The sequence below is a fragment of the Kitasatospora sp. NPDC001175 genome, assembly GCF_053598215.1.
In genome coordinates this window covers 85,224-110,017 of the sequence record NZ_JBSFJU010000009.1, presented here as the reverse complement: position 1 = coordinate 110,017, position 24,794 = coordinate 85,224, and the positions used below count along the sequence as shown (strand labels likewise).

Genomic DNA, 24,794 nt, shown 5'->3' with positions numbered 1-24,794 from the left:
AGCAGGGGCGTTCAGCTCTCGCCGGCCGGGGACCGGAGCAGCAGCTCCAGTCCCCGGCGCAGTCTCTCCGGGCTGAACTCCGCACCGAACGGCACCAGTTGCCCGGTGTCCAGCAGCGCCGAGTGCAGGGCGTTCGCGTCGGCCAGCAGCACCGCCGAGCCGGTGGCGGAGTACAGGTGGAGCTCCACCAGGCCGCCGGGGACCGGGCGGACGTGCACATCGCCGGTGCCGCTCGGTGCGCTGAGCCCGGCCAGCAGCAGATCGCGGGAGACAGCCCAGGTCACCGGGGTGTCGCCGGGTGCCGGGAAGGTGAGCCGGACGACCAGTGGGTCGTCCTCCAGGTAGTCGCACTCCACGTCCAGCGGGAAGCGGGGGCCGAGCGGGCTCTCCAGATCCATCGCGAGCCGGGTGCGCAGGTACCGCCGGGTCGGCGGCCCCGACGGAGAGAGATCTTCCGGTTGCTCGCGAAAACGCATATCGTCCCTCGTCGTTGGAGTTTTCCGGCTGACCGGTTTGTTCGGGTGGCCCTGTCGACCAGACTCCCTCTTTGGTCGAACAGCCGCATCCGCCGACCGTCTGGGACGGAAATCGCCAATTGGGTGGGTGGAAACCATCGGATCGGCGGTGGTCCTCGATGGCGAGTCGATGGTATGGGGGCCTGGTGCGGCGACTGGCGGGTGTGCTGCTGCCCGGACTGGCCGGCGCTGCCGTCCTGGCCGCCTGCGGGCGGCTGTACCGTGACCGGGCCGGCGGGCCGAGCGCCGCACGGCTGGAAGTCGCCTACGAGCAGGGGCGGTTGGCCGAGCGTGAGCGGATCGGCCGGGACGCCCACGACACCGTGGTGCAGGGCCTCGCCGCGATCACGCTGCTGGTCCGTGCCGCCGACCGGGCACTGCCGGTCGGCGCGCCCGGATTCGAACGCGCCAGGGAGCGGCTGGCGGCGGTGCACGACACCGCACTGCTGAGCCTCGGTCAGGCGCAGGACCTGACCGCCGGGGTGGCGCTGAGTCAGTTGGCTGCCGGCGGCCTCGTCCCGGCGCTGACCGGGTACGTGGAGCTGAGCCGGCGCAATCTGGACATCGTGCGCGGACTGCTGGAACTCGGCCCCGCCGGATCGTCCTGCGCCTCGACCCTGCGGGCGCCCGAGCTCCGGCTGCGGATCACCGGCACCGCCCGGCGGCTCGGCCTGGTGGCCGAGAGCGCCGCGCTGCGGCTGGTCCAGGAGGCGGTCGCCAACGCGGTCCGGCACGCCGGCGCGGAGACCGTCACCGTCGAACTCCGCCACCTGCCCGACCGGGTGCGGCTCCTGGTGCGGGACGACGGGGCCGGGCTGCCGGCGGAGCGGAGGCCGGGCCCGGGCCTCGGGCTCGCCGGGCTCGAGGAGCGGATCGGGCGGATCGGCGGGCGGCTGACCCTGGACTCGGTGCCCGGCGGCGGAACCACCGTGGCGGTGGAGTTCCCCGACCGGGAGGCGGGCGATGCCGCCCGGGGGCGCCGGCTTCGGCCGGTCCGGCCGTGGTGGCGGCCTTCTGCCGGGTAGTCAACTCCCCCTGTCATACTGGGGCTCCGGCGAGGTGGTTCGTCTGATCGCGCCCCGTCAGGCCGAGCAGTGCGGCGCGGCGGCGCCAGGACGGGGGGCGGGCTGGTGTCCGGAGAGGTGGTCCGCGTACTGGTGGTCGACGACCACCCGGCGCTGCGGCTCGGGGTCCGGGTGATGCTGGAGGACCAGCCCGACCTGCGGGTGGTCGGCGAGGCCGACGGGGTCGACCAGGCGCTGCGGTTGCTGGCGGGGTCGCCCGCCGAGGACGTCCCCGACGTGGTGCTGCTCGACCTCAACCTCGGGGCGGGGCAGCTGCAGGGCGTGGACCTGGTGCAGCAGCTGGCCGGGCGGGCGGACGCGCCGGCCGTCCTGGTGTTCAGCGCGTACGACGCCGCCCAGGAGGCCTTCGCGGCGCTGGACGCCGGGGCGATGGGCGTCATCGGCAAGGAGGCCGGCGCCGAGGCCCTGGTGTCCGCGGTCCGGGCGGCCGCGCGCGGCGAGTCGGTGCTCGGGCCGGCGGCGGTCGGCCGGCTGCTTCAGCGGATGCGCGGTGCGATCCCGGTGCTCTCCCGGCGGGAGGCCGAGGTGCTGCGGCTGCTGGTGGACGGGCTCTCCAACCGGCAGATCTCGGCCCGGCTGTTCATCAGCGAGGCGACCGCGAAGAGCCACCTCACCAACATCTACGCCAAGTTGGGTGTCGAGAGCCGGGGCGCCGCGGTCGCGGTGGCGCTGCGGGAAGGGTTGCTGCGGGTCGGCTGAACGCACCCGGAGGGGCTGCCGCGGGTCGGCCGGGGGGCTGTCACGGCTACGGGGGCGTCCGGAGTGCGGTGAGGTATCGAACTGGTGATCGATGAGGTCGGGGAGAATGCCCCGATATGTCCCGATCCGAGATGGGAGGTGCCGAGAAAACCTCCCGGATTTTGGACAAACTCTTCCGCACCGGGTCCGCCTTCACTACGTTCTGCCCATCGCTCGCCGACGGTCCACCCAACCCAGGCGGGCGCCGCACGGTCGTGCGCTCGTCGACGATGCCGGCGCACTGCTCAAGCGCGGACACCCATTCCTGCGCGCTACACCTCCACCCTCCCTCCCGGCGCTCCGTCCGGTGCTCCCCTCCCGCCGGGCGCCGTCGGTCACCGCCGCAGAAAGGAATGTGCGCGTGACCACCGAGACCTCCCAGACACTGGACCGCGGCGTACGGGTCCTCAAGCTCCTGGCAGACGCGGAACGCGGGCTGACCGTCACCGAACTGGCCACCCGGCTCGCGGTCAACCGGACCGTGGTCTACCGGCTGCTGGCCACCCTGGAACAGCACGGCCTGGTCCGCCGGGACATCGGCGGCCGGGCCAGGGTCGGCCTCGGCGTGCTCGGACTCGCCCACCGGGTCCACCCGCTGCTGCGCGAGGCCGCCCTGCCCGCGTTGCGCAGCCTCGCCGAGGACCTGGGCGCCACCGCCCACCTCACCCTGGTGGACGGGAACGAGGCGCTGGCCGTCGCGGTCGTCGAACCGAGCTGGACGGACTTCCACGTCGCGTACCGGACCGGCCTGCGGCACTCGCTGGCCGAGAACGCGGCCGGCCGGGCGATCCTTCAGGCGCGTGCCTTCCCGGGGCAGCGCCGCCCCGAGCAGGGCCTCGCCGTCACCCAGGCGGACGAGCAGTCCGGTGCGAGCGGGGTGGCCGCCGCCCTGCTCGGACTGAGCGGGATCGAGGGCAGCGTCGGGGTGGTGATGCTCAGCGGGCTGGTGCCCGAACGGGTCGGACTCCGGGTGGTGGAGGCGGCGACGGAAGTCGCGGACGCGCTCCGGTAGACGACCCGTCTGCGGGGAGGGGAGCGGGTGTGTTTGGATGCCTGTGTGCCTGATGTGAAGCTGCCTGCGGCGCTGACCGCTCCGAGGACCCGCGCCCTTACTCTCTGCGGTGTGCTGGTCGGCGCGCTGCTGGGGACGGCCGCCTTCGCGCCGCTGCCGTTCACCCGGACCATGCCCGGCTCCACCGCGGACGTCCTCGGTGACTTCCAGGACCAGCCGGTCCTGAGCATCACCGGCGCGCCGGTCCGCCCGACCCAGGGCCAGCTGCGGATGGTGACCATCACGGCGACCAGCCCGGGTGAGCGGATCAGCCTCTGGGAGGCGCTCTCCTCTTGGGCGAGCCCCAAGGAGGCGGTGCTGCCGTCCGAGGCGGTCTACCCGCAGCAGAACCCGGTCAAGGCCAACCAGGCGACCCAGCAGGAGATGGCGGAGTCCCAGGACAGCGCGACCGTCGCGGCGCTCGGCTATCTGCACCTGTCACCGGAGAAGGTCAAGGTCAGGGTGGACCTCGGCGACATCGGCGGCCCGAGCGCCGGTCAGCTGCTCGCACTCGGGATCATCGACAAGCTGGCCGGTGACGGCAGCGGCGGCGACCTGTCCGGCGGCAAGGTGATCGCGGGCACCGGCACCATCGACGACCAGGGCAACGTCGGTGCGGTCGGCGGCGTGCCGCTGAAGACCCAGGCCGCGGCCAGGGACGGCGCCACGGTGTTCCTGCTGCCGACGGCCGAGTGCTCGGACGCCAAGGTGAACACCCCGTCCGGTCTGCGGCTGGTCCCGGTCAAGACGCTGTCCGGCGCGGTGGACGCCCTGAAGGCGCTGAAGACCGGCGGGTCCGTCCCCAGCTGCTGAGACCAAGGGCCCGGCTACTCCCGGGCGGCCTGCTCGACCAGCGGCAGGATCCGGTACGGCACCGGGTTCTCCAGCGCGATCGCCGTGGACGCCCGGACGATCCCCTCGAAGTCGACCACCCGGTCGATCACCCGCTGCAGATCGCCGTTGGACCGCGCCACGATCCGGACCAGCATGTCCCCCTGGCCGGTGATGGTGTGCAGCTCCAGCACCTCGGGCACCGAGGCCAGATGTGCCCGTACGTCCACCCCCTGGCCCTGCGAGATCTCCAGTGTGGCGAAGGCCGTCACCGGATAGCCGAGCGCCGCCGGGTCGACCTGCGGACCGAAACCGCCGATCACCCCGCGCGCCTGCAGCCGGTCGAGCCGGGCCTGGACCGTCCCCCGGGCCACCTGCAGACGGCGTGAGCACTCCAGCACCCCGATTCTGGGTTCCTCGCTGAGGAGTCTGATCAACTTTCCGTCGAGCGCGTCGATGGCGTCGTGGGGGGTGTGCACGGCGGGCTCCGTCCGATGGGCAACCTGTCCAGCTGGGGCTGTCATTCTCCGGCGCCGCCGCGCAGCTTGCCCAGGAAGAACCGGAACAGTTGCGCGCCGGCGTGATGGGCGCCACGCTCCCTGCACAGCCCCGTGGCGCGGGCCCCCCACACCGCGCCACGGGGCCGGGGACCGCCGGCGGACCGGGGACAGGGGGAGGCGCTCTTGACCGACGTCTTCGTCCCGGACCGGCGGAGCGACGCCGTCGTACTCGCCGCCATCGGCACCGCCGGGCCCGCCCGGCACGTCCTGGCCGAACGCACCGGCTGAGCGGGCCTGTTCCTGCCCGGCCACGTGCGCCGCCCGTCGAGGTCCTGCCGGCAGGCCGCTCGGTGCACGCCTGACCCGCCGGGGGCGTCCTAGCGCACCACGGTCTGGACGTTCGGCGGGTGCCCGTTCCAGGTGGCGAACACCGAGTTGACCCTGCCTCCCTGGGCGAAGTCCACCCGCAGCCAGCCCTCCTGGCGCCAGACCTGCATCTGCCAGCCCGGTTCCGGGGCCGCCGAGACCAGGTCCGCCCGGTCCGGCCGCATGTCCAGCGCCACCCGCCCGCCCGGGACCAGGTAGCTGCGCACCGAGGTGTCCGCCGGCTGCGAGCTGTGCGCGACACCCGGAGCGGGGGAGGACGGCGACGGGGGCGCGGACGGCGTCGGCGAGGCGGAGTCCGGGCCGGCGGAGCCTGACGCGGCGGCCGTGGGTTCGCCGATGGCCGGCGGCGGAGTCGACGGATCGTCAACAGGCCGTCCGCTGGGCGACGGCAGCGGTACGGCCCGGGGCTCCTCGAAGGCGGCGTCCGCCAGAACGGCGTGCACACCGAGCCAGGACAGCGCCACCGCCGCCGACGTGGCCGCCACCCAGGCGGTGAGTTGCACCAGTCCGTTCCGCATCGCGAGCACATCCTGCCGCATTCCGCCGCCCGGTGGCCCGCCGGCCCGCGAACTCGCCCGGCACTCCCCGGAAGCGGGCCGGTGAACGGCCCCGAGGGCCCCGCCCGGCCGCCGAGGTACAGACCACCACACCCGAATGGCGTACCGTGCAGGCCCATGGCAACAGTGCTCGTGGTCGAGGACGACCCCTTCGTACGCTCCGCCCTGATCCGGCACCTGGCCGACTCCGGCCACGCCGTCCGCAGCGTCGGCACCGCGCTGGAGGCGCTCCGCGAGGTCGCCCAGGTCGGCTGCGACCTGGTCATCCTCGATCTCGGCCTGCCCGACCTGGACGGCAGCGAGGCCCTGAAGATGATCCGCGGGCTCACCGACGTCCCGGTGATCATCTCCACCGCCCGCGACGACGAGGCCGAGATCGTCCGGCTGCTCAACGACGGCGCCGACGACTACCTCGTCAAGCCGTTCTCCGTCGAACACCTGACGGCCCGGATGGCCGCCGTGCTGCGCCGGTTCGGCAACGGCAGCGCACCGGTGGCGCAGGTCCTGCGGGTCGGCGGTCTGGTGGTGGACGTCCAGCGCCGCGAGGCCGCACTCGACGGGCGGCTGCTCGACCTCACCCGCCGCGAGTTCGACCTGCTCGCCTTCCTGGCCGCCAAGCCCGGCGTGGTCGTCCCGCGCAAGGAGATCCTGGCCGAGGTCTGGCGCCAGACGTACGGCGGCGACCAGACCATCGACGTCCACCTCTCCTGGCTGCGCCGCAAGCTCGGCGAGACCGCCTCCCAGCCGCGCTACCTGCACACCGTGCGCGGGGTCGGGGTCCGCCTCGAAGCGCCGTCAGGTGACCCCACGTGACACGGAGCGCCGGCCGGCCGGAGCGCCGCGGGCACTCGCTGCGCCGGGCACTGATCAAGGCGGCCGTCGCCGGGACCACCATGGTCGCCCTCGCCTTCCTGATCCCGCTCGGCCTGATGGTCCAACAGACCGCCAGGGAGCGGGTGTTCACCTCCGCCGAGCGCCAGGCCGCCGCCCTCGCCCCCGCGCTGGCCATCACCACCGACCAGGACTCCATCGCCCGCGCGCTCGCCAGCACCGATGCCGGAGCCCGCGGCCGGGTCGCGGTCCACCTGCCCACCGGGAGCGGCGCCGACGCCGTGGTCGGCACCGCCCGGGCCGACGCCCTCGACGTCTCCACCGCCGCCGGCCGGGCCGATCCTGCGGGCCGGACCTCCGCCGGCGGGCCGGCCCGCTCCTTCACCGTCCACGTCACCGGCGGCTTCGCACTGCTGCAGGCCGTCGCCGTGGAGGGCGGCCGGATCGCGGTGGTCGAGGTGTACGTCGCCGACGGCGACCTCACCCGGGGTGTCGGTACCGCCTGGCTGGTGCTCTCCCTGGTCGCCCTCTCCCTGGTCGCCCTCTCGGTCCTGGTCGCCGACCGGATGGGCGCCCGGATCGTCGCCTCCGCCCGCCGGCTGGCCGCCGCGGCCCGCTCGCTCGGCGGCGGGAACCTCGCGGTGCGCGTCCCCGTCGAGGGCGACCGGGCCGAGGGCACGCCCGAGGAACTCCGCGAGGCCGCCCACGCCTTCAACGCCATGGCCGACCGGGTCGTCCACCTGCTCGCCGCCGAACGCGAGCTCGCCGCCGACCTCTCGCACCGGCTGCGCACCCCGCTCACCGTGCTCCGGCTGAACGTCGCCGGGCTGGGCGAGGGCGATGCCGCCGACGCCACCCGGCACGCGGTGGCCCAACTGGAGCGCGAGGTCGACCAGATCATCCGCTCGACGCGGCGGGCGCCCGACGGCGTACCCGCGGTCGCGGTGGGCTGCGACGCCGCCGAGGTGATCCGCGAGCGGGTCGGGTTCTGGTCCGCGCTCGCCGAGGACGAGGGCCGCAGCTGGCAGTTGGCCGGGGCCGAGGGGGCGGCGCCGGTACCCGTCCAGCGCGGCGACCTCGCCGCCGCCGTGGACGCGATGCTCGGCAACGTGTTCCGGCACACCGCGGTCGGCACCGCCTTCTCGGTGGACGTCCTGGTGACCGAGGCCTCCGTCATCCTCCTGGTCGGGGACGCCGGAGGGGGCTTCGCGGACCCGGTCGCCGCCCTCCGCAGGGGCGAGGGCCAGGGCGGCGAGGGCTCCACCGGCCTCGGCCTCGACATCGTCCGCAAGCTCGCCGAGGGCACCGGCGGCGATCTCGCCCTCGGTCGTTCGGCGGTCCTCGGCGGTGCCGAACTCCGCCTCCGCCTCCGCACCCACCCGGACGGTGACCCGCCGCGGCCCTCCCGCCGCCGCAGACGGGCCTGACCGTCCTTCAGGGTGGCCCGGCCGTACCGATCCCGGGTGCCCCCGCGCTCCTGACGAACCGTCGAGAGGCCGAGTGCCGGGGCGAGTTCCTTAAAGGCGCCCTAACGGAGGCGTTGGAGTGGCTGAGGTGGGCCGATCCGGTGGGAACGCGCCGTTAGCGTCGGCGGGGCCGGGGCCGGGGAGCTCCGGCCGATCTGTCGTCCAGCGGAGGTAAACGGGTCATGGCGTCCCAGCGGAGCCGGCGTTCAGGCAGTCACCGGAGGAGTCGGAAGGGAACGGTCATCGGGGCGTCGGCGCTCGCCGCCGTGGTCGTCGCGGGCGGTGCGATGGTCCTCGCCTCCTCCGCGAGCGCGGCCTCGGTCGGTGCCGCCTACAGCCGGACCAGCACCTGGGAGAGCGGCTACACCGGCCGGTACCTGGTGACCAACCCCGGCGGCAAGGCGCTGGAGGACTGGACGCTCAGCTTCGACCTGCCGTCCGGAGCGAAGATCGACTCGCTCTGGAACGCCACCTTCACGGCGTCCGGGCAGCACGTCACCGTGAAGCCCCAGCCCTGGAGCAGGCGGATCGACCCCGGCAGGACGGTCGAGGTGGGCTTCGTCGTCCAGGGCTCCGGTGCGGCGCAGGCCGAGCCGGCCAACTGCCTGATCGACGACACCTCGTGCACGGCGGGCACCGGCCCGACCCCGGTACCCTCCGGCCGCCCGACCACCACCGCGCCGACGCCCAGCGCCACCCCGACCACGGCCAGGCCCACCCCGACGACCCCGACGCCCACGGCCACACCGACGTCCACGGCCACCGCCACGCCCGCGCCGGCCGGCGGCGCCCGCTTCGCCCCGTACGTGGACACCTCGCTCTACCCGCCCTACGACCTGGTCGCCACGGCCAAGGCCGGCGGGGTGAAGAACTTCAACCTCGCCTTCCTGGTCTCCGGCGGCGGCTGCACCCCCAAGTGGGGCGGGGTCAGTGACCTGTCGGCCGACGCCGTCGCGGCGCAGATCGGCGCGCTGCGCGGGATCGGTGGTGACGTCAGGGCCTCCTTCGGCGGTGCCAACGGCAGCGAACTCGCCACCGTCTGCTCCTCCCCGGCCGAGCTGGCCGCCGCGTACCAGCGGGCGGTGGACGCGTACGGTCTCACCAAGCTGGACTTCGACATCGAGGGCGGCGCGCTCGCCGACACCGCCGCCAACACCCGCCGCGCCCAGGCCGTCGCCCAGCTGCAGCGGACCGCCGCCGCCAAGGGCCGCACCCTGGACGTGTCCTTCACACTGCCCGCGCTGCCCACCGGCTTGACCCAGGACGGCATCAACCTGGTGGCCGACGCGAAGCGCAACGGGGTCGCGATCGCCGCCGTCAACATCATGGCGATGGACTTCGGCGACGGGGTCGCCCCCAACCCGGCCGGGAAGATGGGCACGTACGCGATCGCCGCCGCCACCGCCACCCAGGCGCAGGTCAAGAGCGTGCTCGGCCTCGACGACGGCGCCGCCTGGGCGAAGGTCGCCCTCACCCCGATGATCGGCGTCAACGACGTCGCCACCGAGGTGTTCACGGTCGCCGACGCCAAGCAGCTCGCCGCCTTCGCCGCGGGCAAGCACCTGGCCTGGCTCTCGATGTGGTCCGGCACCCGGGACAAGGCGTGCCCGGGCGGCGCGAAGCCGTACGCTGACGCGACCTGCAGCAGCATCGTCCAGCAGCCGCTGGACTTCGCCCGGGCCCTCGGCGGCTACACCGGCTGAGCCCGCCGCCCGCTCGCCCGTCCGCCGGCCGTACCGGACCGGGGCGTTCCCGCAGCCGGGGGCGCCCCGGGCTCAGTCAGGTAGTGTCGCTAGCTGGTCAACCGGCGGACGGAGCGGAACGTGACAACGGTGCAGGAGCAGCAGCGGGCGCCTCGGCGGCAGCTCGGCCAGAACGGCGCTGCCCCGACGGGACGGCCGCGCGCCCGTACGGTCGGCGCCGCCCTCTCCGCGCCCGTCGACGCCCTGCGCGCGGCCCCGCGGCAGGCGCTGGTCAGGGCGGGCGGTGTGGCGCTGTTCTCACTGCTCGCGTACGCGATCGTCCGGCACTTCGTCGGCACCTCGATGGTGGACATGATCGTCTACCGGGCCGAGGGCTCCGCCGTCGCCCACGGCCAGGACCTGTACGCGTTGCGGGTCACGAAGTGGAACCTGCCCGCGACCTACCCGCCGTTCGCCGCGATGCTCTTCGTGCCGACCGCCTACCTCGGCGTCGGTCTGCTGCGGGTCGCGGTCACCGGCGGCAACCTGATCCTGCTCGCGCTGCTGGCGCACCTGTCCTTCAAGCTGGCCGGCTGGCCGCGCCGTGAGCTGCGGCCGGTCGGGATCGTCCTGGTCACCGGCCTCGGGGTCTGGCTGGAGCCGGTCTTCACCAACCTTCGCTACGGCCAGATCAACCTGGCCCTCGCCTGCCTGATCCTCTGGGACCTGACCCGGCCCGACGGGCGCCGCAGCAAGGGCGTCGCCATCGGCATCGCCGCCGGGATCAAGCTCACCCCCGGCCTGTTCGCCGTCTACCTGCTGATCACCGGCCGGATCCGGGCGGCCTTCGTGGCCGGCCTGACCTTCCTCGGCACCTTCGCGATCGGCGCGGCCGTCCTGCCCGACGCCACCCACGGGTTCTGGACCAAGTACCTCTACGACTCCTCCCGGGTCGGCAAGACCGAGATCGTCGACAACCAGTCGCTCCGCGGCGCCGTGGCCCGGCTGATGCACACCGCCGACCCCGGCACCACCGCCACCGTGATCGCCGGCCTCGCCGGACTCGCCGGACTCGCCATCGCCACCTGGGCGTACCGCAGCGACCGCTGGCTGCCCCGCTCCGAGGCGTGGGGCGTGTGCACCGCCGCCGTCACCGCGGTCCTGGTCTCGCCGATCAGCTGGACCCACCACTGGGTCTGGTGCGTCCCGATGCTGGTGCTGCTCGCCGCGGAGGCGGCGCACGAGCGGTCCCGGCCGGCCGGGATCCGGCGCGCCCGCTGGCGGTGGATCTTCGGTGCGACGCTGTTCGGCTTCTTCTCCTTCGCGATGTGGATCATCCCGCACAAGGGCGACCGGGACCGGTTCATGCCGTACGTCTTCCAGATCCCGGCCGACGTCTATCCGCTGATCGGGCTCGGGTTCCTGGCGGTGTCCGCGCTGCGGGTGCACTCCCGCCGTCGGGCGGCGGGGGCACCGCTGGTGCCGCTGCAGCGGGCCGACAGCGCGCCGACGCACCGGCCGGTGAAGGTCGGCGCGGAAGGCCGCTAGGCGCAGCCCCGCGCCGGCACGGGGCAGCGCACGGCGGACCCGCCCCGCCCCGGGACGCGGGAACCGTGCGAGCGGGCCACCGCCGACCCGGGACAGACGACTGCGTCCGGCTCGCTCTGCCGGAGGCCGAGTACGGCCGGCCGTGCGCTCCCGTGCGCCTGACGGCTTTCAGCAGGCCCCCGCGGCCCGCTGAGGCCCCCGGGAGCGCGCGGAGGCGCCACGGCTGATCACGCGAGCAGCTCGGCGAGGGAGTTGTCAAGGTCGACGGTCGCGAGTTCGGCGCCCGGCGGGACCAGCCGGTGCGCCCGCTCCAGCCACGCCGCCACGGCCGGGAGGGGGGCCTCCAGCAGGGCGTCGCCCGCCGGGGAACTGAGCGCCAGGCACAGTATGCTCTGCCGGCCCGACCGCGTGGGCCACACCCGGACGTCCCCGTGCCCGCACGCCCTGAAGGTCCCCTCGACCAGCAGCTCACGGGCGAACACCCAGGTCACGGGCGCGCCGCTGTCCAGGTGGAAGGTGATGTACACGGCGAACGGGTCGTGACTGTTGTACGACAGCCGGGCCGGGACCGGGATGCTGTGTTCCGCGGAGAGCACCAGGCTGAGCTCGAGCTCCTGCTCGACGACGGTGGCGGACCTGTCCATGACCGGCTTCCTCCCAGGTACGTGGGGCCGCTTCCGGGCCCCTTCACCTGGAGAGAGCACGCCGGGCGTCAGGTCTTACACACTTTTTCGCGGATCTCCCGGGATTTTCCAACTGCCCGCCGTCACGGCGCGAAGGTACTACCCTTTGTGACTGCCTGGCGACTGTCCGCCGCAAGTGCGGCGGCTCGTCCGCGCCCGCCTGCGCTGCTGCGCCGGTGCCCCAGCGGCACCACCCTGCTCCGCTGTGCTCCCGCCCGCGGCCTGCTCGCCCCGTAACGCTCCTGCCCGCAGTCCTCTGCTTTGCCGTCCCCCGGCGCTGCAACGAAAGAAGAACCACATGACGGACCGGCCCTTCGACGGCGGCGCGGACACCGCCGTCGACCCGACGCCGGGCTACTACCCCGACCCCTCCGTTCCGGGATTCGTCCGCTACTGGGGTGGAACGGCCTGGGTGCCCGGCACCAGCAGACCCGCACCCGAACCGGGCGAGGTCCTGGAGCCCCCGCGCTTCACCGCCCGCCAGACCGCGCCGTCCGCCGGCCGCTACGCACCGCCGCCGGCGCCCGCCCGGGTACCCGCCCCGGCTCCGGCGGCGCCTGCTGCTCCGGCCTCGCCCGCTGCCGGCTCGGCGGGTGCCGTCTCGCCCGTTGCCGCCTCGGTGAGTGAGACGGGGCCGTTGTTCTTCGACCAGACCTCCGGCGGGGCCTCGTTCGTGCTGGCGCCCGAGGCGGAGCAGGAGCTCGAGTCGCGGACGCGGTCGACGGCCGGACCCGTGCCACCCGCGTCACCCGCGCCACCCGCAGCCGCCGCCCCGGAGCCGGTGGCGCCGCCAGAGCCGGAGCCCGAGCCGGTCGGTGCGCCGGTCGTGCGGCCCGAGCCGGTTCCGCGGAGCGGGAGCACCGGGGCCGAGGGCCGCCAGGCGGATTCCGAGGCCCGGCGTGACGCGGCGGAACCCGGTGCGGCGCCGCGGCGGGTGTCCTGGGACGCCGTCCCCGCGTGGTCGAAGCCGAGCGAGACGCGCGCCCCCGCGGCCGCTCCGGCCGCGGCACCGAAAACCGCCGCGGCACCCAAATCCGCCGCGGCACCGAAGTCGGCATCGGCAGCGAGGGTTGCAGCCCCCGCCCCGGCCCGGAAACCGAAGCCGACGCTCCCCGCGTCGCGCGGTGCCGGCGCCCGGAGGCCGGCGGAGCGCCAGGCGCGCCCGTCCGCTCCGGCGGGTCTGGGTCGCAGGATCGCCGCCCGGCTGTTCGACAGCGCGGTGATCGCGCTGGTCGCGGTGGCCGCCGGGGTGCCGCTGGTCTCCTCGGCCGTCGCCCACGTCCAGGACCGGTTGCAGCACGCCCAGATCGTCGCCAGGGTGACGCACCGCGCGGTGGACGTCTGGCTGCTCGATGCGGTGGTGCTCGGCAAGGCCGGGGTGCTGCTGGGCCTGCTGGCGCTGGTGGGCCTGCTGTACGAGGTGGTCCCGACGGCCCGGAACGGGCAGACCTTGGGCAAGCGGCTGCTGGGGATCAGGGTGGTCCGCGCGGCGGGGCCGTCCGGTCCGCCCGCGCTCGGGCGGTCGCTGCTCCGGTGGGTCGTCAGGCAGCTCTCGGTGGTCACGGTGGTCGGCGCGCTGTCGCCGCTCCTCGACCCGGCCGCGCGGCGCGGCTGGCAGGACCGTGCCGCCCGGACCAGGGTGGTGCGCTCCTGAGGGGTGGTCACCGCTCGAGCCGATGCCGCAAAACGGGCTAAATTTCCCAACATCATAGGAATGCTGATGTTCTACTCGAATCCATGAGCAGCCACGACTCCGCAGGCCAGGAGCCGGAGGGCGGCGGCAAGCCCTCCTTCGACAAGCAGCAGCCCCCGGCGGAGGGCACGCCGGGAGCCCCGTCAGAGCCGTACGGCGAGCCCCGGCAGCCGCCGACCGGCGCGGGGCCGACCGGCGCGCCCCCGCCGTCGGGCAGTCCGTACGACACCCCGCCGTCGGGCAGTCCGTACGACACCCCGCCGTCGGGCAGCCCGTACGACACCCCGCCGGGCTACGGCGCGCAGTACGGCGCCCCGCCGCCCGGGTACGGAGCGCCGTACCCGCCGGGCCCGGGCGCCGCTCCAGGCCCGGTGCCCGGGATGCCGCCGCTCGGCAGCTGGCCCAACCGGATCGTCGCCAAGCTGATCGACTACATCGGGATCCAGGTCATCGCCGCGCTGATCGTGCTGCCGTTCGCCAGCCTGGGCAGGCAGGACGGCTATGTCGGCGCGACCTGGCTCGGGTACGCGCTGTACCTGGTCTACGAGGGCGTCATGCTGAGCCGTGACGGTCAGACGGTCGGCAAGAAGCTGATGAAGCTGCGGGTCGCGATGCTCATCGACGGGAGCGGCCCGACCGGCGCGGCCGCGTGGACCCGGGCGGCGGTCTTCGTGGTGCCGGCGCTGGTCTGCTGCGGACTGCTCTGGTGGCCGGTCAACGGTCTGTTCGGGGTGTTCGACAAGCCCTACCGGCAGTGCATCCACGACAAGGCGGCCAAGACGGTGGTCGTCTCGACCGCCTGACGCCTGACGCCTGACGCCTGACGCCTGACGCCTGACGCCTGACGCCTGACGCCCGACGCCCGACGTCGGGACGCCGGACACGCGGGCCGTGGCCGCCGGGACCGGGCCCCGGTCGCCACGGCCCGTCCGTCCAGGGGGCGTCAGCGCTGGCGGGCGTACTCCGGGGCGGTGGGCCGAGCGGCGGGCCGGGGCTCGGGGCGGGGCTGGTCGGATGTCGGGTGGGCGGGCGGGCGCCGCCGTCGGTCGGCGGTCATCAGCAGGGCAGTGACCAGTACGCCGAGCGCCACGGCGACGGCGACCAGAGCCACGATGCCCACCACCCCCGTCGCCCCCGACACCGCGAGCAGCCCCACGGTGGTGGCGACGATGATCAGGGTGCCGAGGCAGAACTGGGCGAGTGTGGGGCGCGGCATGGCGGTCAGTCCTTCGCGCGGGATTCGGTTTCCGACGGTCGTGCAGAAGGTCTACCCCGGGCTTCGGCCCGGTAAGTAGAGCCTAATAAGGCATATGCGGGGCATGCGGGGGCGCATGGGTTCACCGCCGGTTCCGGGCCGTGCTGCCCGAGGCGACGGTTCACCCGGACCAGTACGGGTCCGTCGCCGAGGCGCAGCTGCGGCCGCCGTCACCGCCGCGTCCGAACGGGTGGGTCTCGAAGCCGTCCGCCCCGCCGGTGTCCTCGACATCGGCCACCGAGCTCTCCAGCCGGACGCACCCGGTGGCGGCGTCCAGCCACCACAGCCGCGCCGTGTGGCCAGCGGCCCGCACGACCACCTCCTGGGCGCGGCGCTCGACCGGGTAACCGTGTTCGGTCCAGCTCCGGGCCACCTGGTCGAGCAGGGCGGAGTACCGGGCGGCCGAGACCCGGGTCCTGACCCAGCGGACGCCCTGGAGTTCGGCCCGGCCGGTGCGGTGGCAGCCCTGGGTGCCGCAGAGCCCCGAGAGCGCGGGGAATCCGGTGTACGCCGGGTCGGTCCACTGGACCGGGGGCCGCACGGCCGCCGAGGCCTCGCCGAAGAGGTCCTCCAGCCGGCCGTGTGCGGTGGCGAGCGGCACCACCGGCGCGGGGTCGGGCGAACAGGCGCCGCAGAGCAGCAGCGCGCAGACGGCGAGCAGCGCACTGAGGACGGGCGGCCGAGGCATCCTGCCGGTCGGTGCGCCAGTGCGGGTGCCGCTCGTCCGGGTACGGGGAAAGCGGCGGACCGTCACCGGCCGAGCGTGGGGAGAACAGTGGACCGTCACCGGCTGGGCGCGGGGCAGTCGTTGGAGCGCCACCGGACCGGGAAGGGAAGGTCGGGGGACCGTCACCGGCCCGGCACCCGGGTGATCTGGTCGGGGTGGCCGCCGACGATCCGGCCGATGTTGGGCAGTGAGTCGCCACCCTTCCCGTCCTTGCCGAAGTAGTTGCTGTGGGAGTCGGTCGGCGTGCCGTCGTCGACCTTGAACCGTCGGGCGCCGAACTCCGCGCTCGCCGGATCCTGGCCGAACCACAGCCCGTGCGGGGCCACCTGGTGCCCCGTCACGGCGGCGAAGGGGCTGGTCACCACGGAGCCGCCGATGGCGAGACCGGTGGCGGCGGCATCGGTCCGGGACGGCAGGTGGCTCACCGGGTCCGCCGCCGCGGAGCCGACGTAGACGTGGTCGGCGCCGACGCTCAGCTGCGAGGCATGGTCGGCACCGACACCGGGACTGCCGACCAGGACCACGTCGTCGGCGGGGACGCCGCCGGGGCGCTGCGCCGCCTGGCCGACCAGGAGCGAGCCGTAGCTGTGCCCGATCGCGGTGACATGGGCGGGGGCGTCCCCCTGGTGCGTACTGCGCAGGCCGGACAGGAACCGGTCGTACCCGGCGGCTCCCTCCACCGCGCGGTCCTTGGTGAGGACGGAGCCGCCGTCCCACAGGGGCGCGTCGTAACCGAGCCAGATCATCGAGGCGGTTCCGGTGGCCTCCTCGCCCGCGGCCTGGCGGATCCGCAGGGCGGTGGTCGTGTCGCCGCCGGCCGCACCGGCGAGGGTGCTGTCGAGGCCGGGGACGAGGGCCGAGACGTGCCGGGCGGTGTCGGGGTCTCCCCAGCTCAGGACGGCCCGGCCCTGGCCCTGGTCGCCGAGGCCGATCAGCAGCAGCGGCGGATCGCTGTCCGGCCCGCCGCCGTCCGGGAGTTCGCCGGCCAGGCGCCTGCGGATGGCCTCGAAGCCGTCGAGCTTCCGCTGGTCCGCCGCGGAGAGCGGGGACGGCTTGCGCCGGTACGCGTCGAGGAGCCGGGGCAGCATGATCCGGTTGGCCTGGTCGCGGGCGGCGCTGGGGATGCCGTCGCGGTTGCCGAGCAGTTCGGGGTGCTCCTTGACCAGCCTCTGCTGCTCGGCCGGGGTGAGGCTCCGCCACCAGTCGTGCACCTGGGCGGGCGAGGCGTCGTCGGGCGGCCAGGCCGCGGCGGTGAGCTTCCGGCCGAGGTCGTTGATGCTGTCGAGGCGGGTGGTGGCCGCGTCCCGGTTGATGCCGTAGCCGGACCGCGCGCTCTGAGCCAACTGGTCCAGCAGCGCGGCGATCTGCTGGTCGGCGGCGTCGGCCTCGGCGACGGCGCCGCCGATCCGTGCCGCCAGGGCGTTCACCCGGGCCTGTCGCGGGGCGCCGAGCGCGGCGTAGTCGGGGTCGTGCCGGTCGGCCTCGGTCGGCGGCGGGCAGTCGACCGAGCCGTCGGGGCCGACGGAGAATCCGGCCTGAGCCGCTTCGTCGACGGCCTCCAGCAGCTTGGCCTGGGCCAGTTCGAAGGCATCGGCGGCGTCGCGCAGCAGGATCCCCATCCCCTGCATCGCGGTGTGGGAGCCGTCGAGGCGCTTGTCGGTCCGCTCCAGTGCCTTGGTCGCCGCCTCGGCCGCCGAACCGGTCCAGTTGCCGCCGTGGACGATCCAGCGGACGGCCTCCTTGATGACCTCGTGGTGCGCCGCGTTCGCCCGGCCGAGCTCGTCGTACGCGTCCGCAGCTGGGCCGAGCCCGGACGGACGGGCGTCGCGCAGGGCGGTGAAGTCGACCATCAGCGCGCTCCGTTGGGGGCCGTGGCGTAGGACAGGCTGCCGTGCACGGCAGCATCGGTGGCGGTGTAGTTGTCGGCCGTGGCGATCAGGCTGGCGCCGTTGGCGTCGACCTCGGCGGCCAGCGTGCGGAGGCAGTCCTCCCAGGCCTGGGTGCAGCGGGTGAGGGCCTCCTGGGTGCGCCAGCCGCGAAGCCCGGCGGCCGCCTCGTCGGACGGCCCCTGAATGCGGACGATCTCGGCGGGCATGGCGGCCGCGACCTCCCGGCTCTGCCGGCCGACCTGGGCCAGGCCGTGCGGGTCCACGCTGATGGCGGCGGTCATCGCTCTCCCTCGTGGCCTACCGCCGGTCCGGCAGGCCGCAGTTGGGTCATTTGCCCACCACCTTACTGAGCGTCGATGAGTGGTTGCGCTCGGTCTCCGTCGACGGGGAGGCGTTCCGATACGGTGGTTTCGAGTTGTGTTCAGGTGTTTCTCGGGGGAGTCGAGCCGTGTCCAACAGTGTTGATCCGCCTGCCGGGTGGCCCGCCACCGAGGCCGAGGCGCTGGCCGAGCAGCAGCGGCTGAGGGGGCTGGTCGACGCCGGGCCGTGCGGGCCCGCGCTCGCCGGTCTCTCGCTGGTGGCCGGTGTCGACGTCGCGTACGACGACGAACGGGACGTGGTGGCCGCGGCCGCCGTCCTGCTCGACCGCCACAGTCTGGAGGTGGTGGAGGAGTCCACCGCGGTCGGGCGGATCAGCTTCCCGTACCTCCCGGGGCTGCTGGCCTTCCGCGAACTGCCCACCGTGCTCGCCGCCCTGGCGGGCCTCGGACGCACCCCCGACCTGGTCGTCTGCGACGGCTACGGCCTGGCGCACCCGCGCCGCCTGGGCCTGGCCAGCCACCTCGGGGTGCTCAGCGGCCTGCGGACGATCGGCGTCGCCAAGACCCCGTTCACCTTCACCTACGAGCAGCCCGGCCCCGGGCGGGGCGCGTGGACACCGCTGCACGACGCCGAGAACGGCGAGGAGGTGGGCCGGGCACTCCGCACCCGTCGCGGCGTGAAGCCGGTCTTCGTCTCGGTCGGCCACCGCATTGGCCTCGCCGAAGCCGTCCACCTGACCCTCGAGTTGGCGCCCGCGTACCGCCTACCCGAAACCACCCGGAAGGCTGACTCGCTGTGCCGCCGGGCGCTGTCCGCGGCCGTGGAACGGTGTTGACGGGTCCATTGACGGACCTGCTGACAGTTCGCTGACGGCATCCCGTGGGCCGGGACGGGGTATGGGGTCTGCGGCATCCCTGGCGATCGGAACCGGGGCAGTGGTAGACGTCTCGGGCCCCGGTCGTACGGCGGCGTTCTGACGGTCTCTGGCATGTGTTAGACATGAGGGTCAGCGTCGGGGCGCGGTGCGTGACGGACAGGTGTCCGACTGGTGCGAGCGTCGAGGATGCTGACGGTACGGAAGTTGCCGAGGGTGCACAAGGTGTACGGGGGAGGTACGAGGTCGTGAGCACAGGGACCGGTTCAAGCGGGGGCGCCGGAGCCGGCTACCGCGTGGAGGTGGACAGCCTGCGGGCTTTCGCCACGCAGGTGCGTGGGCTGCTGAGCGAGTTTGAGACGAACGCGAGCGGCAACCGGGCGCATGGGCAGAGTGGTGTAGGGGCCAGCGCGTTCGGGAATTTCGCGGAGGCGCAGGCGCTGCACGCCAAGTACGAGGTAATGCGTGACGCTCTGCGCGACGTGCTCATCGTCATGCAGGACGCGATCGATGACGCCCAGCGGAAGGCTGATCTCACCGCCAACAACTATGAGGAGCAGGAGCAGGAGACCTCCCGCAGCCTCAGGGTGAACACCGACGGCTGGTCGGTCGGCGGCACCGCCACGGCTGCCAGTCCGGCCGGGTACACCTCCAAAGCTGCTTCGACCGGTGCGTCCAAGGCTCCTGCGGGCGGCCCCTCGACGGGCAGCAGCCAGCCGCACCCGACGTGGTAGGCGAGAGCGTGTTGAGGGGGACCGAAGCGGTGCAGCGATGGGGATCAGGACGGGGACAGGAGGCGTCCGAGCATGAGTGACGCGAACACGAACTTCAGCGGATACAGCCATGGCGACATGCGGCGCATGGTCCAGTCCATGGACTCCGGCGCGGTCATGGCTGCCAGTGATCCCTGGCGCAAGGCTGCCGCCACTCTCAAGCAGATCCGAACCGCCCTCAACACCGCTGCGGGCGATGCCACGCACTCCTGGGAGGGCGCCACCAGTGACGCCTTCTACAGCAAGATGACGAAGCTGGCCAACAGCGTCAACAATGCTGCCGCATATGCAAACGACGCTGCGGTCGAACTTCAGGGGATCTCTGAGGCAATCGACCAGGCCAAGCGCGACATGCCTGAGGAGCCCGACCTCCTGGACAAGGTTGGTGACTCCATCGGCGACGCCGCAAAGTCGCTGGTGGGAGAGAAGACTACGCCTATCGCCGATGAGCGGAAGGCGCAGGCTGTTGCTGTAATGGATACGTTGGCGGTTAAGTACCGTGCAAGCACTGCGGCGTTGAAGCCACCTCCCACCTCATCAATTGAAGAGATTGACAAGCTCCCGCCGCCAGATAGCTCGAGTGGTGCTGAGGCCATCAGCGGGTTGTTTGTTGGCGCTGGTCTGGGCCTCGCAAGTGCGGGTAGCACCGCCGAAACTACCCGCCCGAGTGGCCGAGAGTCGGCCTCATGGTCTTCCGGTCAAACTGCGACGCCTCCGAAGCCAGTTGTGGCTCCGCCCACCGATCCGGGAGTCTGGGGCGGTACGGCTAATCCGGCTCCTCGCCCGCAACAGCCTGGAAGCCCCGGAGCTGGTACCGGGATTGACGGAGGTGTAGTCGCACCCAAGCCGGGAAAGGTCGGCGGTGGACCGATTCTCACCGGCGAAATTGGGACCGGTACCACTGGCACCGGCACTCTCCCGGGTACGGGCGCCTGCCCTCCCGTAGTTGGCGGCGGAGGCCTTACTGGCAGCTCCAAGGGTGGCTTGCCCAGCGGTGGTTCTTCGTTGGGCCGTGGCGGCCTCGGTGCCGGTGGCGGTCGCGGCGCGGCCCGTGCTGGCGGCGCGTTCGGGGCCGAGGGTATGGGCGGCGCTGAAGGCGGAGCCGGTGGGGCTGCGGGTGGCGGCCGCATGGGCCGGGGGCTGGGCCAGCGTCCTGGCGGGGCAGCGGGTGAGGCCGGGGCCGCTGGTGCCGGGCGCCGCTCGTTCACTGAGGGGGGCTCGGGTCTTGGCCGGAGCCGTGCGCAGGCGGGCCAGGCCGGCCAGGCCGGTGAGTCCGGTGCTGGTAAGGGCAACGGCGCGCATGGGGCGCCCGGCGCCGGGGGGAAGGGCGCCAAGAAGGAGAAGAAGGGCAAGGACCGTCCCTCCTACCTGGTGGAGGACGAGGAAACGTGGAAGTCGGGGGAGAAGGCCAACCCGAACGTGGTGGAATGATTCTCGCCAGCAGGACAGTCTGACCTGACCGGCCGTCCCGCAGATCGCTTCTGCGGGACGGCCGCTTCGATGAGTGGGGTGACGTGGCTTGACGACCAGCCGACCGATGCGCGGTGTGGCCGCGCTTGCAGCAGGAGCCCTGCTCTGGGGTCTGAGCGCTGCGCCGGCCAGCGCAGACAGTGTGCGCGATGGGCAGTGGGCTCTCATCAATTACGACGCAAAGGGGGCAGTCTGGCCAGTCAGCCAGGGCGAGGGAGTGAAGGTTGCAGTAATCGATAGTGGCGTATTTGCTGACCACCAAGATCTGACTGGTCAGGTTCTCCCTGGCGCCGACTTCTCCGGATCGGGGACAGATGGGCGCGCGGATAAACAGGGGCATGGAACTGAAATCGCCAGTATTATTGCGGCTCACGGTCATGGTGATCAAGATGGCATCATGGGCTTGGCGCCCAAGGCCAAAATCCTGCCGATCCGGATTACCCTCAGTGGGGCGGGGGAAGTTTCGGGTGGTGAGAGCAAGGTGGCAGATGCGATTAATTATGCAGTAGGCCACGGTGCGGATGTTATCAACATGTCCATTTCATCGGATGGCATGGGGCACGATAGCCAGGTTCGTGCTGCCGTCAACCAAGCGATCAAGAAGAATGTGGTTCTTGTTGCTGGTGCCGGGAATCTAGGGGACCACGGTCTGCCTGTCACCTATCCAGCCGCGTTCCCTGGCGTAGTGGCAGTCGGAGCCATCGACAAGCAGGGCATGGTCTGGGACAAGTCCAACCGCGGTCCTGAGGTGACGCTTGCTGCTCCTGGAGTAGGAATTTACGGAGCAAGCAACGAGTCAGCGACGAGTTACGGGAATGGGACCGGAACCTCTGCGTCCACCGCCTATGTCTCCGCCCTTGCAGCGCTCATCCGCTCCAAGTACCCCAATCTGTCTGCTGGTCAGGTCATCAACCGGATGATTAAGACTGCGGTCGCGCCGCCCGACGGCTCGAAGGCGCCCAACAACAGCTACGGTTACGGGATTGCGTCACCCTCGAAGGCGTTGGCGCCTAACCCGGATGTCGACAATGGGCCGAAGGAAAACCCGTTGCTTGGACGGGTCGAGGCACAGGGAGGGGACGACGGAGCCTCGTCGGCGGCAGCCCCCTCCCCCGGTGCGAGCAAGGACACCGGGCAGCCCCAGCCCGCGCCCGAGAAGAAGGACAGCGGTAAGAGCTCGATGGTGCTCTATGCGGGCATCGGTGTTGTCGCGCTGCTGGTGATCGGTGGCGTGGTGCTGCTTGTGGTGCGTCGTGGGCGCGGATCCGGTGGATCTGGTGGCCCTGGGGGCTCGGGTGGACCGGGTGGGCCCGGGGGTTACGCGCCGGCGGGCGGCCAGCCGCCGTACGGCGCCGGTGGGCAGCAGCACCCGCCGTACCAGCAGGTGCCGCCCACGGGTGGTGGTGCGCAGCCGCCGCAGTACTACCAGCCGCAGCCGCCGGCCTCGGAGAACCCGTACCGCTGACACACTCGCGGATCACGAAGCATCCGTGGATGCGAACGGCCCTTCGGGCGGTGATGGCTCGCCCATCACCCGTCCGAAGGGCCGACACGTTTTCTGCGGCGCCGGACTGGGTGGATTCACCGTTCCACAGGCCAATGTGCGTGCGGCTACCGGGCAATACGGCGGCCCCGGCCGGTCATCCGGTCGGGGCCGCCGCTGAGCCAGGGATCAGTTCATCAGCAGCTGCCTGGGAACTCTCCCGCTTTGACCCCGGCGATGAATGCCGACCATGCCTCGGCCGGGAAGACCAGCGCGGGCCCGTCGGGGTCTTTGGAGTCGCGGACCGGCATCACACCGGGAAGGCCGTCGGCCACCTCGACGCAGTCACCCTGTCCGTTGCTGTATGAACTCTTGCGCCACCTGACGGCTGGCATCTGGTGCTTCACTGGCACTCCTCTGCGACTTCCCTCAGCCATGAGACCGACTTCTCAGGTTGAACCGATGACGCCATGAGGCGAAGGAAAGTCTCCTGATGGCGGGCGACTTCGGACGGCCGCTCGGTGTAGATGCTGCTCGTTGTGACCTCGGAATAGGCCACGCTTCCAGGGAGGTCGCTGAACGACAGAACGGAGAAGGACGCTCCCATGGCGGCGTGAGCGCCAGCTGAGAACGGGAGCACCTGGATGGTGATGTTGGGTCTCGTCTCGGCCATGTCAGCCAGGTGACCGAGTTGGGCACGCATGGTGGAAGCGTCGCCGACATGGCGCCTTATGACGGCCTCTCCGATGATGGCCCAGAGCTGTGGCGGGTCCTGCCGATCGAGGATCTGCTGCCGTTCCATGCGAAGTGCTACGCGGCGTTCGATGTCGTCTGCCGACTCCGTGGGGTTCATGGCCCGGATGACCTGCCGTGCGTAGCTTTCCGTCTGGAGTAGTCCCGGCACCAGCTCGCACTGGAACGTCACGATCTTTGTCGCGTCGGCCTCAAGCCCGATGTACGCGCGGAACCAGTCCGGCAGTGCATCGCCGTAGGCGTGCCACCAGCCTTGCTGGCGACTCTGCCGAGTGAGGTTGATGAACTGCTTCACTTCGGCGGGATCGTTAACGCCGTAGTGCGCCAACAGCTTTGCTGCATCACGGTCCTGTAGCGGCACACTCCCGCTCTCGATGCGGCTCAGCTTGGACGCGGACCAATCCAGTGCGGCGGCAACATCCTTGGCGCTCGCGCCGCGCGACATGCGCAACTTCCCCAGCTCTGCGCCGAGCCTACGCCGCAGCACGGTTGGGCTGTCCACCCGTCACTCTCCCCGGTAGGTCACGTCGGTACACAGTCTGCCACTCCCGTCGAGGTGCTCAACCGTCACCCGTTCGTGCAATTGCATGGCCCATGCACTTGCACGGTGACTCCACGGAGAGCATGCTGCTGAACGTAGTCAACCGTCGACGCAGCGTGATGGCAGTGGCTCGCCAACCGGGCATCCCTATGCCTGATTTCGGCTGCCGCCAAGGCCGTTGACCGGCTCAGGCTCACGTCCACCACCCATGTCCAGGAGGGGAGTCGCCATGCCCGAAGCGCTGGAGAGATCGCCCGTCGCACCCGATGAGTACTCGTGCTGGCTGCCGCGCCACCGAAAGTCGGGAAGCGCCGCCCGGAGACTGCTCCGAGGCTTCCTGGCTGGTCTCGCCGGCGGCGAACTGTACGTGACTGCAGGCGAGTTGGTTCTGACCGAGCTGGTGAACAACGCGGTCCAGCATGCCCGCACGCCGCCGGGCCGACTGCTCATGGTCCGCTTCGAGCTGTGGCCGCGAGAGTTGCGGGTCGAAGTGCATGACGCGAGCACCGCGCGCCCGGCCGTGCAGGCGGCGGGTCCCGACGACGAGCGCGGCCGGGGGCTGTGGCTGGTCGAGCAGCTGACGACCGGCTGGGGTTGCGGCCCGCGCGAGGGCGGAATCGGCAAGCTCGTCTGGGCGGCCATCGCACCGGCGGCCGGGGATGCGGAATGAGCGCGACAGGGCCGGTGGTGGCACACCGTCAGATGGATGCACATGTGCGCTGCGACGTCCGGCCGGGGGATGGAGCGGCGGTTCGTCCCGGCCGCAGTGTCATGGAGGTGGCGCGGTGATCCGTAAGCGCAAGGCGGTCGGGGTCAGTGATGGCGGACCGGTCGTGGTCGAGATCGAGGACGTGTGCGGCCCGGCGACGTTCGAGCGCCTTCCGGACGCCCTGTCGGCACTCTGGGGCTCGCTGCGGTTGCTGCCGCTGGGGGCGGTGCAGGCCGACGCGTTCCGGTACTTCCTCACCCGACCCCAAGCAGCTGATCACGTAGCGGAGTTCATCCGGCGCGACGGCCGGATCGACCTCGCGTTCGCCATGGACGGCCGCTCGCACTACGTGCGGATCCGCCCGGCCGACAAGGCCGAACCCAACTGACCCGACGCGTTCCGAACCGGCTGCGCCCGGCGGGCGGGTGCGGG

At 72.4% G+C, this 24,794-nt stretch carries 26 protein-coding genes; 16 read left to right on the top strand and 10 right to left on the bottom strand.

The window, feature by feature from the left end; genetic code table 11:
* Positions 1–11: 11 nt before the first annotated feature.
* Positions 12–398, bottom strand: a complete 387-nt coding sequence (locus ACWDAK_RS09665; RefSeq protein WP_344636319.1) for an SsgA family sporulation/cell division regulator — start codon at positions 396–398, stop codon at positions 12–14.
* A 236-nt stretch (positions 399–634) separates the two neighbouring features.
* On the opposite strand from ACWDAK_RS09665, the gene ACWDAK_RS09660 reads away from it, so the two are divergent.
* The 4 genes from ACWDAK_RS09660 to ACWDAK_RS09645 all read left to right on the top strand — a co-directional run bounded on the left by ACWDAK_RS09660 (position 635) and on the right by ACWDAK_RS09645 (position 4,202).
* Complete coding sequence (locus ACWDAK_RS09660) at positions 635–1,540, top strand: sensor histidine kinase (RefSeq protein ID WP_344636318.1); 906 nt, start codon at positions 635–637, stop codon at positions 1,538–1,540.
* A gap of 105 nt (positions 1,541–1,645) precedes the next feature.
* Positions 1,646–2,299 carry a response regulator transcription factor gene (locus ACWDAK_RS09655; protein ID WP_344636317.1) on the top strand — a complete coding sequence of 218 codons (654 nt, stop codon included), beginning with the start codon at positions 1,646–1,648 and terminating at the stop codon, positions 2,297–2,299.
* Positions 2,300–2,699: 400 nt separating this feature from the next.
* Positions 2,700–3,350, top strand: a complete 651-nt coding sequence (locus tag ACWDAK_RS09650) for an IclR family transcriptional regulator (RefSeq protein WP_344636316.1) — start codon at positions 2,700–2,702, stop codon at positions 3,348–3,350.
* Positions 3,351–3,395: 45 nt separating this feature from the next.
* Positions 3,396–4,202 carry a S16 family serine protease gene (locus tag ACWDAK_RS09645; protein ID WP_425557594.1) on the top strand — a complete coding sequence of 269 codons (807 nt, stop codon included), beginning with the start codon at positions 3,396–3,398 and terminating at the stop codon, positions 4,200–4,202.
* Positions 4,203–4,216: 14 nt separating this feature from the next.
* On the opposite strand, the gene ACWDAK_RS09640 is transcribed toward ACWDAK_RS09645, so the two are convergent.
* Both ACWDAK_RS09640 and ACWDAK_RS09635 read right to left on the bottom strand, forming a co-directional pair.
* Positions 4,217–4,699, bottom strand: a complete 483-nt coding sequence (locus ACWDAK_RS09640) for an Lrp/AsnC family transcriptional regulator (RefSeq protein ID WP_344636315.1) — start codon at positions 4,697–4,699, stop codon at positions 4,217–4,219.
* A 398-nt stretch (positions 4,700–5,097) separates the two neighbouring features.
* Positions 5,098–5,625: a hypothetical protein gene (locus ACWDAK_RS09635; protein WP_344636314.1), complete on the bottom strand. Its 528-nt coding sequence runs from the start codon at positions 5,623–5,625 to the stop codon at positions 5,098–5,100.
* Positions 5,626–5,781: 156 nt separating this feature from the next.
* Here ACWDAK_RS09635 and ACWDAK_RS09630 point away from each other — a divergent pair, with 156 nt between their 5' ends.
* The 4 genes from ACWDAK_RS09630 to ACWDAK_RS09615 all read left to right on the top strand — a co-directional run bounded on the left by ACWDAK_RS09630 (position 5,782) and on the right by ACWDAK_RS09615 (position 11,191).
* The gene (locus ACWDAK_RS09630; protein WP_344636313.1) at positions 5,782–6,477 is read left to right on the top strand and encodes a response regulator transcription factor; all 696 of its coding nucleotides are present in this window, start codon (positions 5,782–5,784) and stop codon (positions 6,475–6,477) included.
* Positions 6,478–6,515: 38 nt separating this feature from the next.
* On the top strand, positions 6,516–7,922 hold the full coding sequence (locus tag ACWDAK_RS09625; RefSeq protein ID WP_344636369.1) for a sensor histidine kinase: 1,407 nt from the start codon (positions 6,516–6,518) through the stop codon (positions 7,920–7,922).
* Positions 7,923–8,143: 221 nt separating this feature from the next.
* The gene (locus tag ACWDAK_RS09620) at positions 8,144–9,664 is read left to right on the top strand and encodes a glycoside hydrolase family 18 protein (protein ID WP_344636312.1); all 1,521 of its coding nucleotides are present in this window, start codon (positions 8,144–8,146) and stop codon (positions 9,662–9,664) included.
* A 120-nt stretch (positions 9,665–9,784) separates the two neighbouring features.
* Positions 9,785–11,191 (top strand): glycosyltransferase 87 family protein, encoded by a 1,407-nt coding sequence (locus ACWDAK_RS09615; protein ID WP_344636311.1) that lies wholly within the window; start codon positions 9,785–9,787, stop codon positions 11,189–11,191.
* A 227-nt stretch (positions 11,192–11,418) separates the two neighbouring features.
* Here ACWDAK_RS09615 and ACWDAK_RS09610 read toward each other — a convergent pair whose 3' ends face one another.
* On the bottom strand, positions 11,419–11,835 hold the full coding sequence (locus ACWDAK_RS09610; RefSeq protein WP_344636310.1) for an SsgA family sporulation/cell division regulator: 417 nt from the start codon (positions 11,833–11,835) through the stop codon (positions 11,419–11,421).
* Between the two features lie 337 nt (positions 11,836–12,172).
* Here ACWDAK_RS09610 and ACWDAK_RS09605 point away from each other — a divergent pair, with 337 nt between their 5' ends.
* Positions 12,173–13,528, top strand: coding sequence for an RDD family protein (locus ACWDAK_RS09605; RefSeq protein WP_427394006.1), 1,356 nt, complete (start codon positions 12,173–12,175; stop codon positions 13,526–13,528).
* An 83-nt stretch (positions 13,529–13,611) separates the two neighbouring features.
* Positions 13,612–14,370 carry an RDD family protein gene (locus ACWDAK_RS09600; protein ID WP_427394005.1) on the top strand — a complete coding sequence of 253 codons (759 nt, stop codon included), beginning with the start codon at positions 13,612–13,614 and terminating at the stop codon, positions 14,368–14,370.
* Positions 14,371–14,510: 140 nt separating this feature from the next.
* Here ACWDAK_RS09600 and ACWDAK_RS09595 read toward each other — a convergent pair whose 3' ends face one another.
* The 4 genes from ACWDAK_RS09595 to ACWDAK_RS09580 all read right to left on the bottom strand — a co-directional run bounded on the left by ACWDAK_RS09595 (position 14,511) and on the right by ACWDAK_RS09580 (position 17,719).
* Entirely contained in the window at positions 14,511–14,783 is a 273-nt protein-coding gene (locus ACWDAK_RS09595; protein WP_344636307.1) for a hypothetical protein, read from the bottom strand.
* Positions 14,784–14,943: 160 nt separating this feature from the next.
* The gene (locus ACWDAK_RS09590; RefSeq protein WP_344636306.1) at positions 14,944–15,510 is read right to left on the bottom strand and encodes a hypothetical protein; all 567 of its coding nucleotides are present in this window, start codon (positions 15,508–15,510) and stop codon (positions 14,944–14,946) included.
* A 161-nt stretch (positions 15,511–15,671) separates the two neighbouring features.
* Positions 15,672–17,399, bottom strand: a complete 1,728-nt coding sequence (locus tag ACWDAK_RS09585) for an alpha/beta hydrolase (protein WP_427394004.1) — start codon at positions 17,397–17,399, stop codon at positions 15,672–15,674.
* Positions 17,399–17,719: a hypothetical protein gene (locus ACWDAK_RS09580; protein WP_427394003.1), complete on the bottom strand. Its 321-nt coding sequence runs from the start codon at positions 17,717–17,719 to the stop codon at positions 17,399–17,401. Before ACWDAK_RS09580 ends, ACWDAK_RS09585 begins: the two co-directional genes overlap by 1 nt.
* Before the next feature lie 167 nt (positions 17,720–17,886).
* Here ACWDAK_RS09580 and ACWDAK_RS09575 point away from each other — a divergent pair, with 167 nt between their 5' ends.
* From ACWDAK_RS09575 to mycP, 4 genes are all read left to right on the top strand, one after another.
* The gene (locus ACWDAK_RS09575) at positions 17,887–18,594 is read left to right on the top strand and encodes an endonuclease V (RefSeq protein ID WP_427394002.1); all 708 of its coding nucleotides are present in this window, start codon (positions 17,887–17,889) and stop codon (positions 18,592–18,594) included.
* Positions 18,595–18,929: 335 nt separating this feature from the next.
* Positions 18,930–19,367 carry a hypothetical protein gene (locus tag ACWDAK_RS09570; RefSeq protein ID WP_427394001.1) on the top strand — a complete coding sequence of 146 codons (438 nt, stop codon included), beginning with the start codon at positions 18,930–18,932 and terminating at the stop codon, positions 19,365–19,367.
* Positions 19,368–19,439: 72 nt separating this feature from the next.
* Positions 19,440–20,837: a WXG100 family type VII secretion target gene (locus ACWDAK_RS09565; protein ID WP_427394000.1), complete on the top strand. Its 1,398-nt coding sequence runs from the start codon at positions 19,440–19,442 to the stop codon at positions 20,835–20,837.
* A gap of 88 nt (positions 20,838–20,925) precedes the next feature.
* Complete coding sequence (gene mycP / locus ACWDAK_RS09560) at positions 20,926–22,341, top strand: type VII secretion-associated serine protease mycosin (RefSeq protein ID WP_427393999.1); 1,416 nt, start codon at positions 20,926–20,928, stop codon at positions 22,339–22,341.
* 215 nt (positions 22,342–22,556) lie between these two features.
* On the opposite strand, the gene ACWDAK_RS09555 is transcribed toward mycP, so the two are convergent.
* Positions 22,557–22,754: a DUF397 domain-containing protein gene (locus tag ACWDAK_RS09555; RefSeq protein WP_427394029.1), complete on the bottom strand. Its 198-nt coding sequence runs from the start codon at positions 22,752–22,754 to the stop codon at positions 22,557–22,559.
* Positions 22,755–22,762: 8 nt separating this feature from the next.
* Complete coding sequence (locus ACWDAK_RS09550) at positions 22,763–23,614, bottom strand: helix-turn-helix domain-containing protein (RefSeq protein WP_427393998.1); 852 nt, start codon at positions 23,612–23,614, stop codon at positions 22,763–22,765.
* Positions 23,615–23,882: 268 nt separating this feature from the next.
* Here ACWDAK_RS09550 and ACWDAK_RS09545 point away from each other — a divergent pair, with 268 nt between their 5' ends.
* On the top strand, positions 23,883–24,323 hold the full coding sequence (locus ACWDAK_RS09545) for an ATP-binding protein (RefSeq protein ID WP_344636297.1): 441 nt from the start codon (positions 23,883–23,885) through the stop codon (positions 24,321–24,323).
* Positions 24,324–24,438: 115 nt separating this feature from the next.
* Complete coding sequence (locus ACWDAK_RS09540; protein WP_427393997.1) at positions 24,439–24,750, top strand: hypothetical protein; 312 nt, start codon at positions 24,439–24,441, stop codon at positions 24,748–24,750.
* Positions 24,751–24,794: the final 44 nt, after the last annotated feature.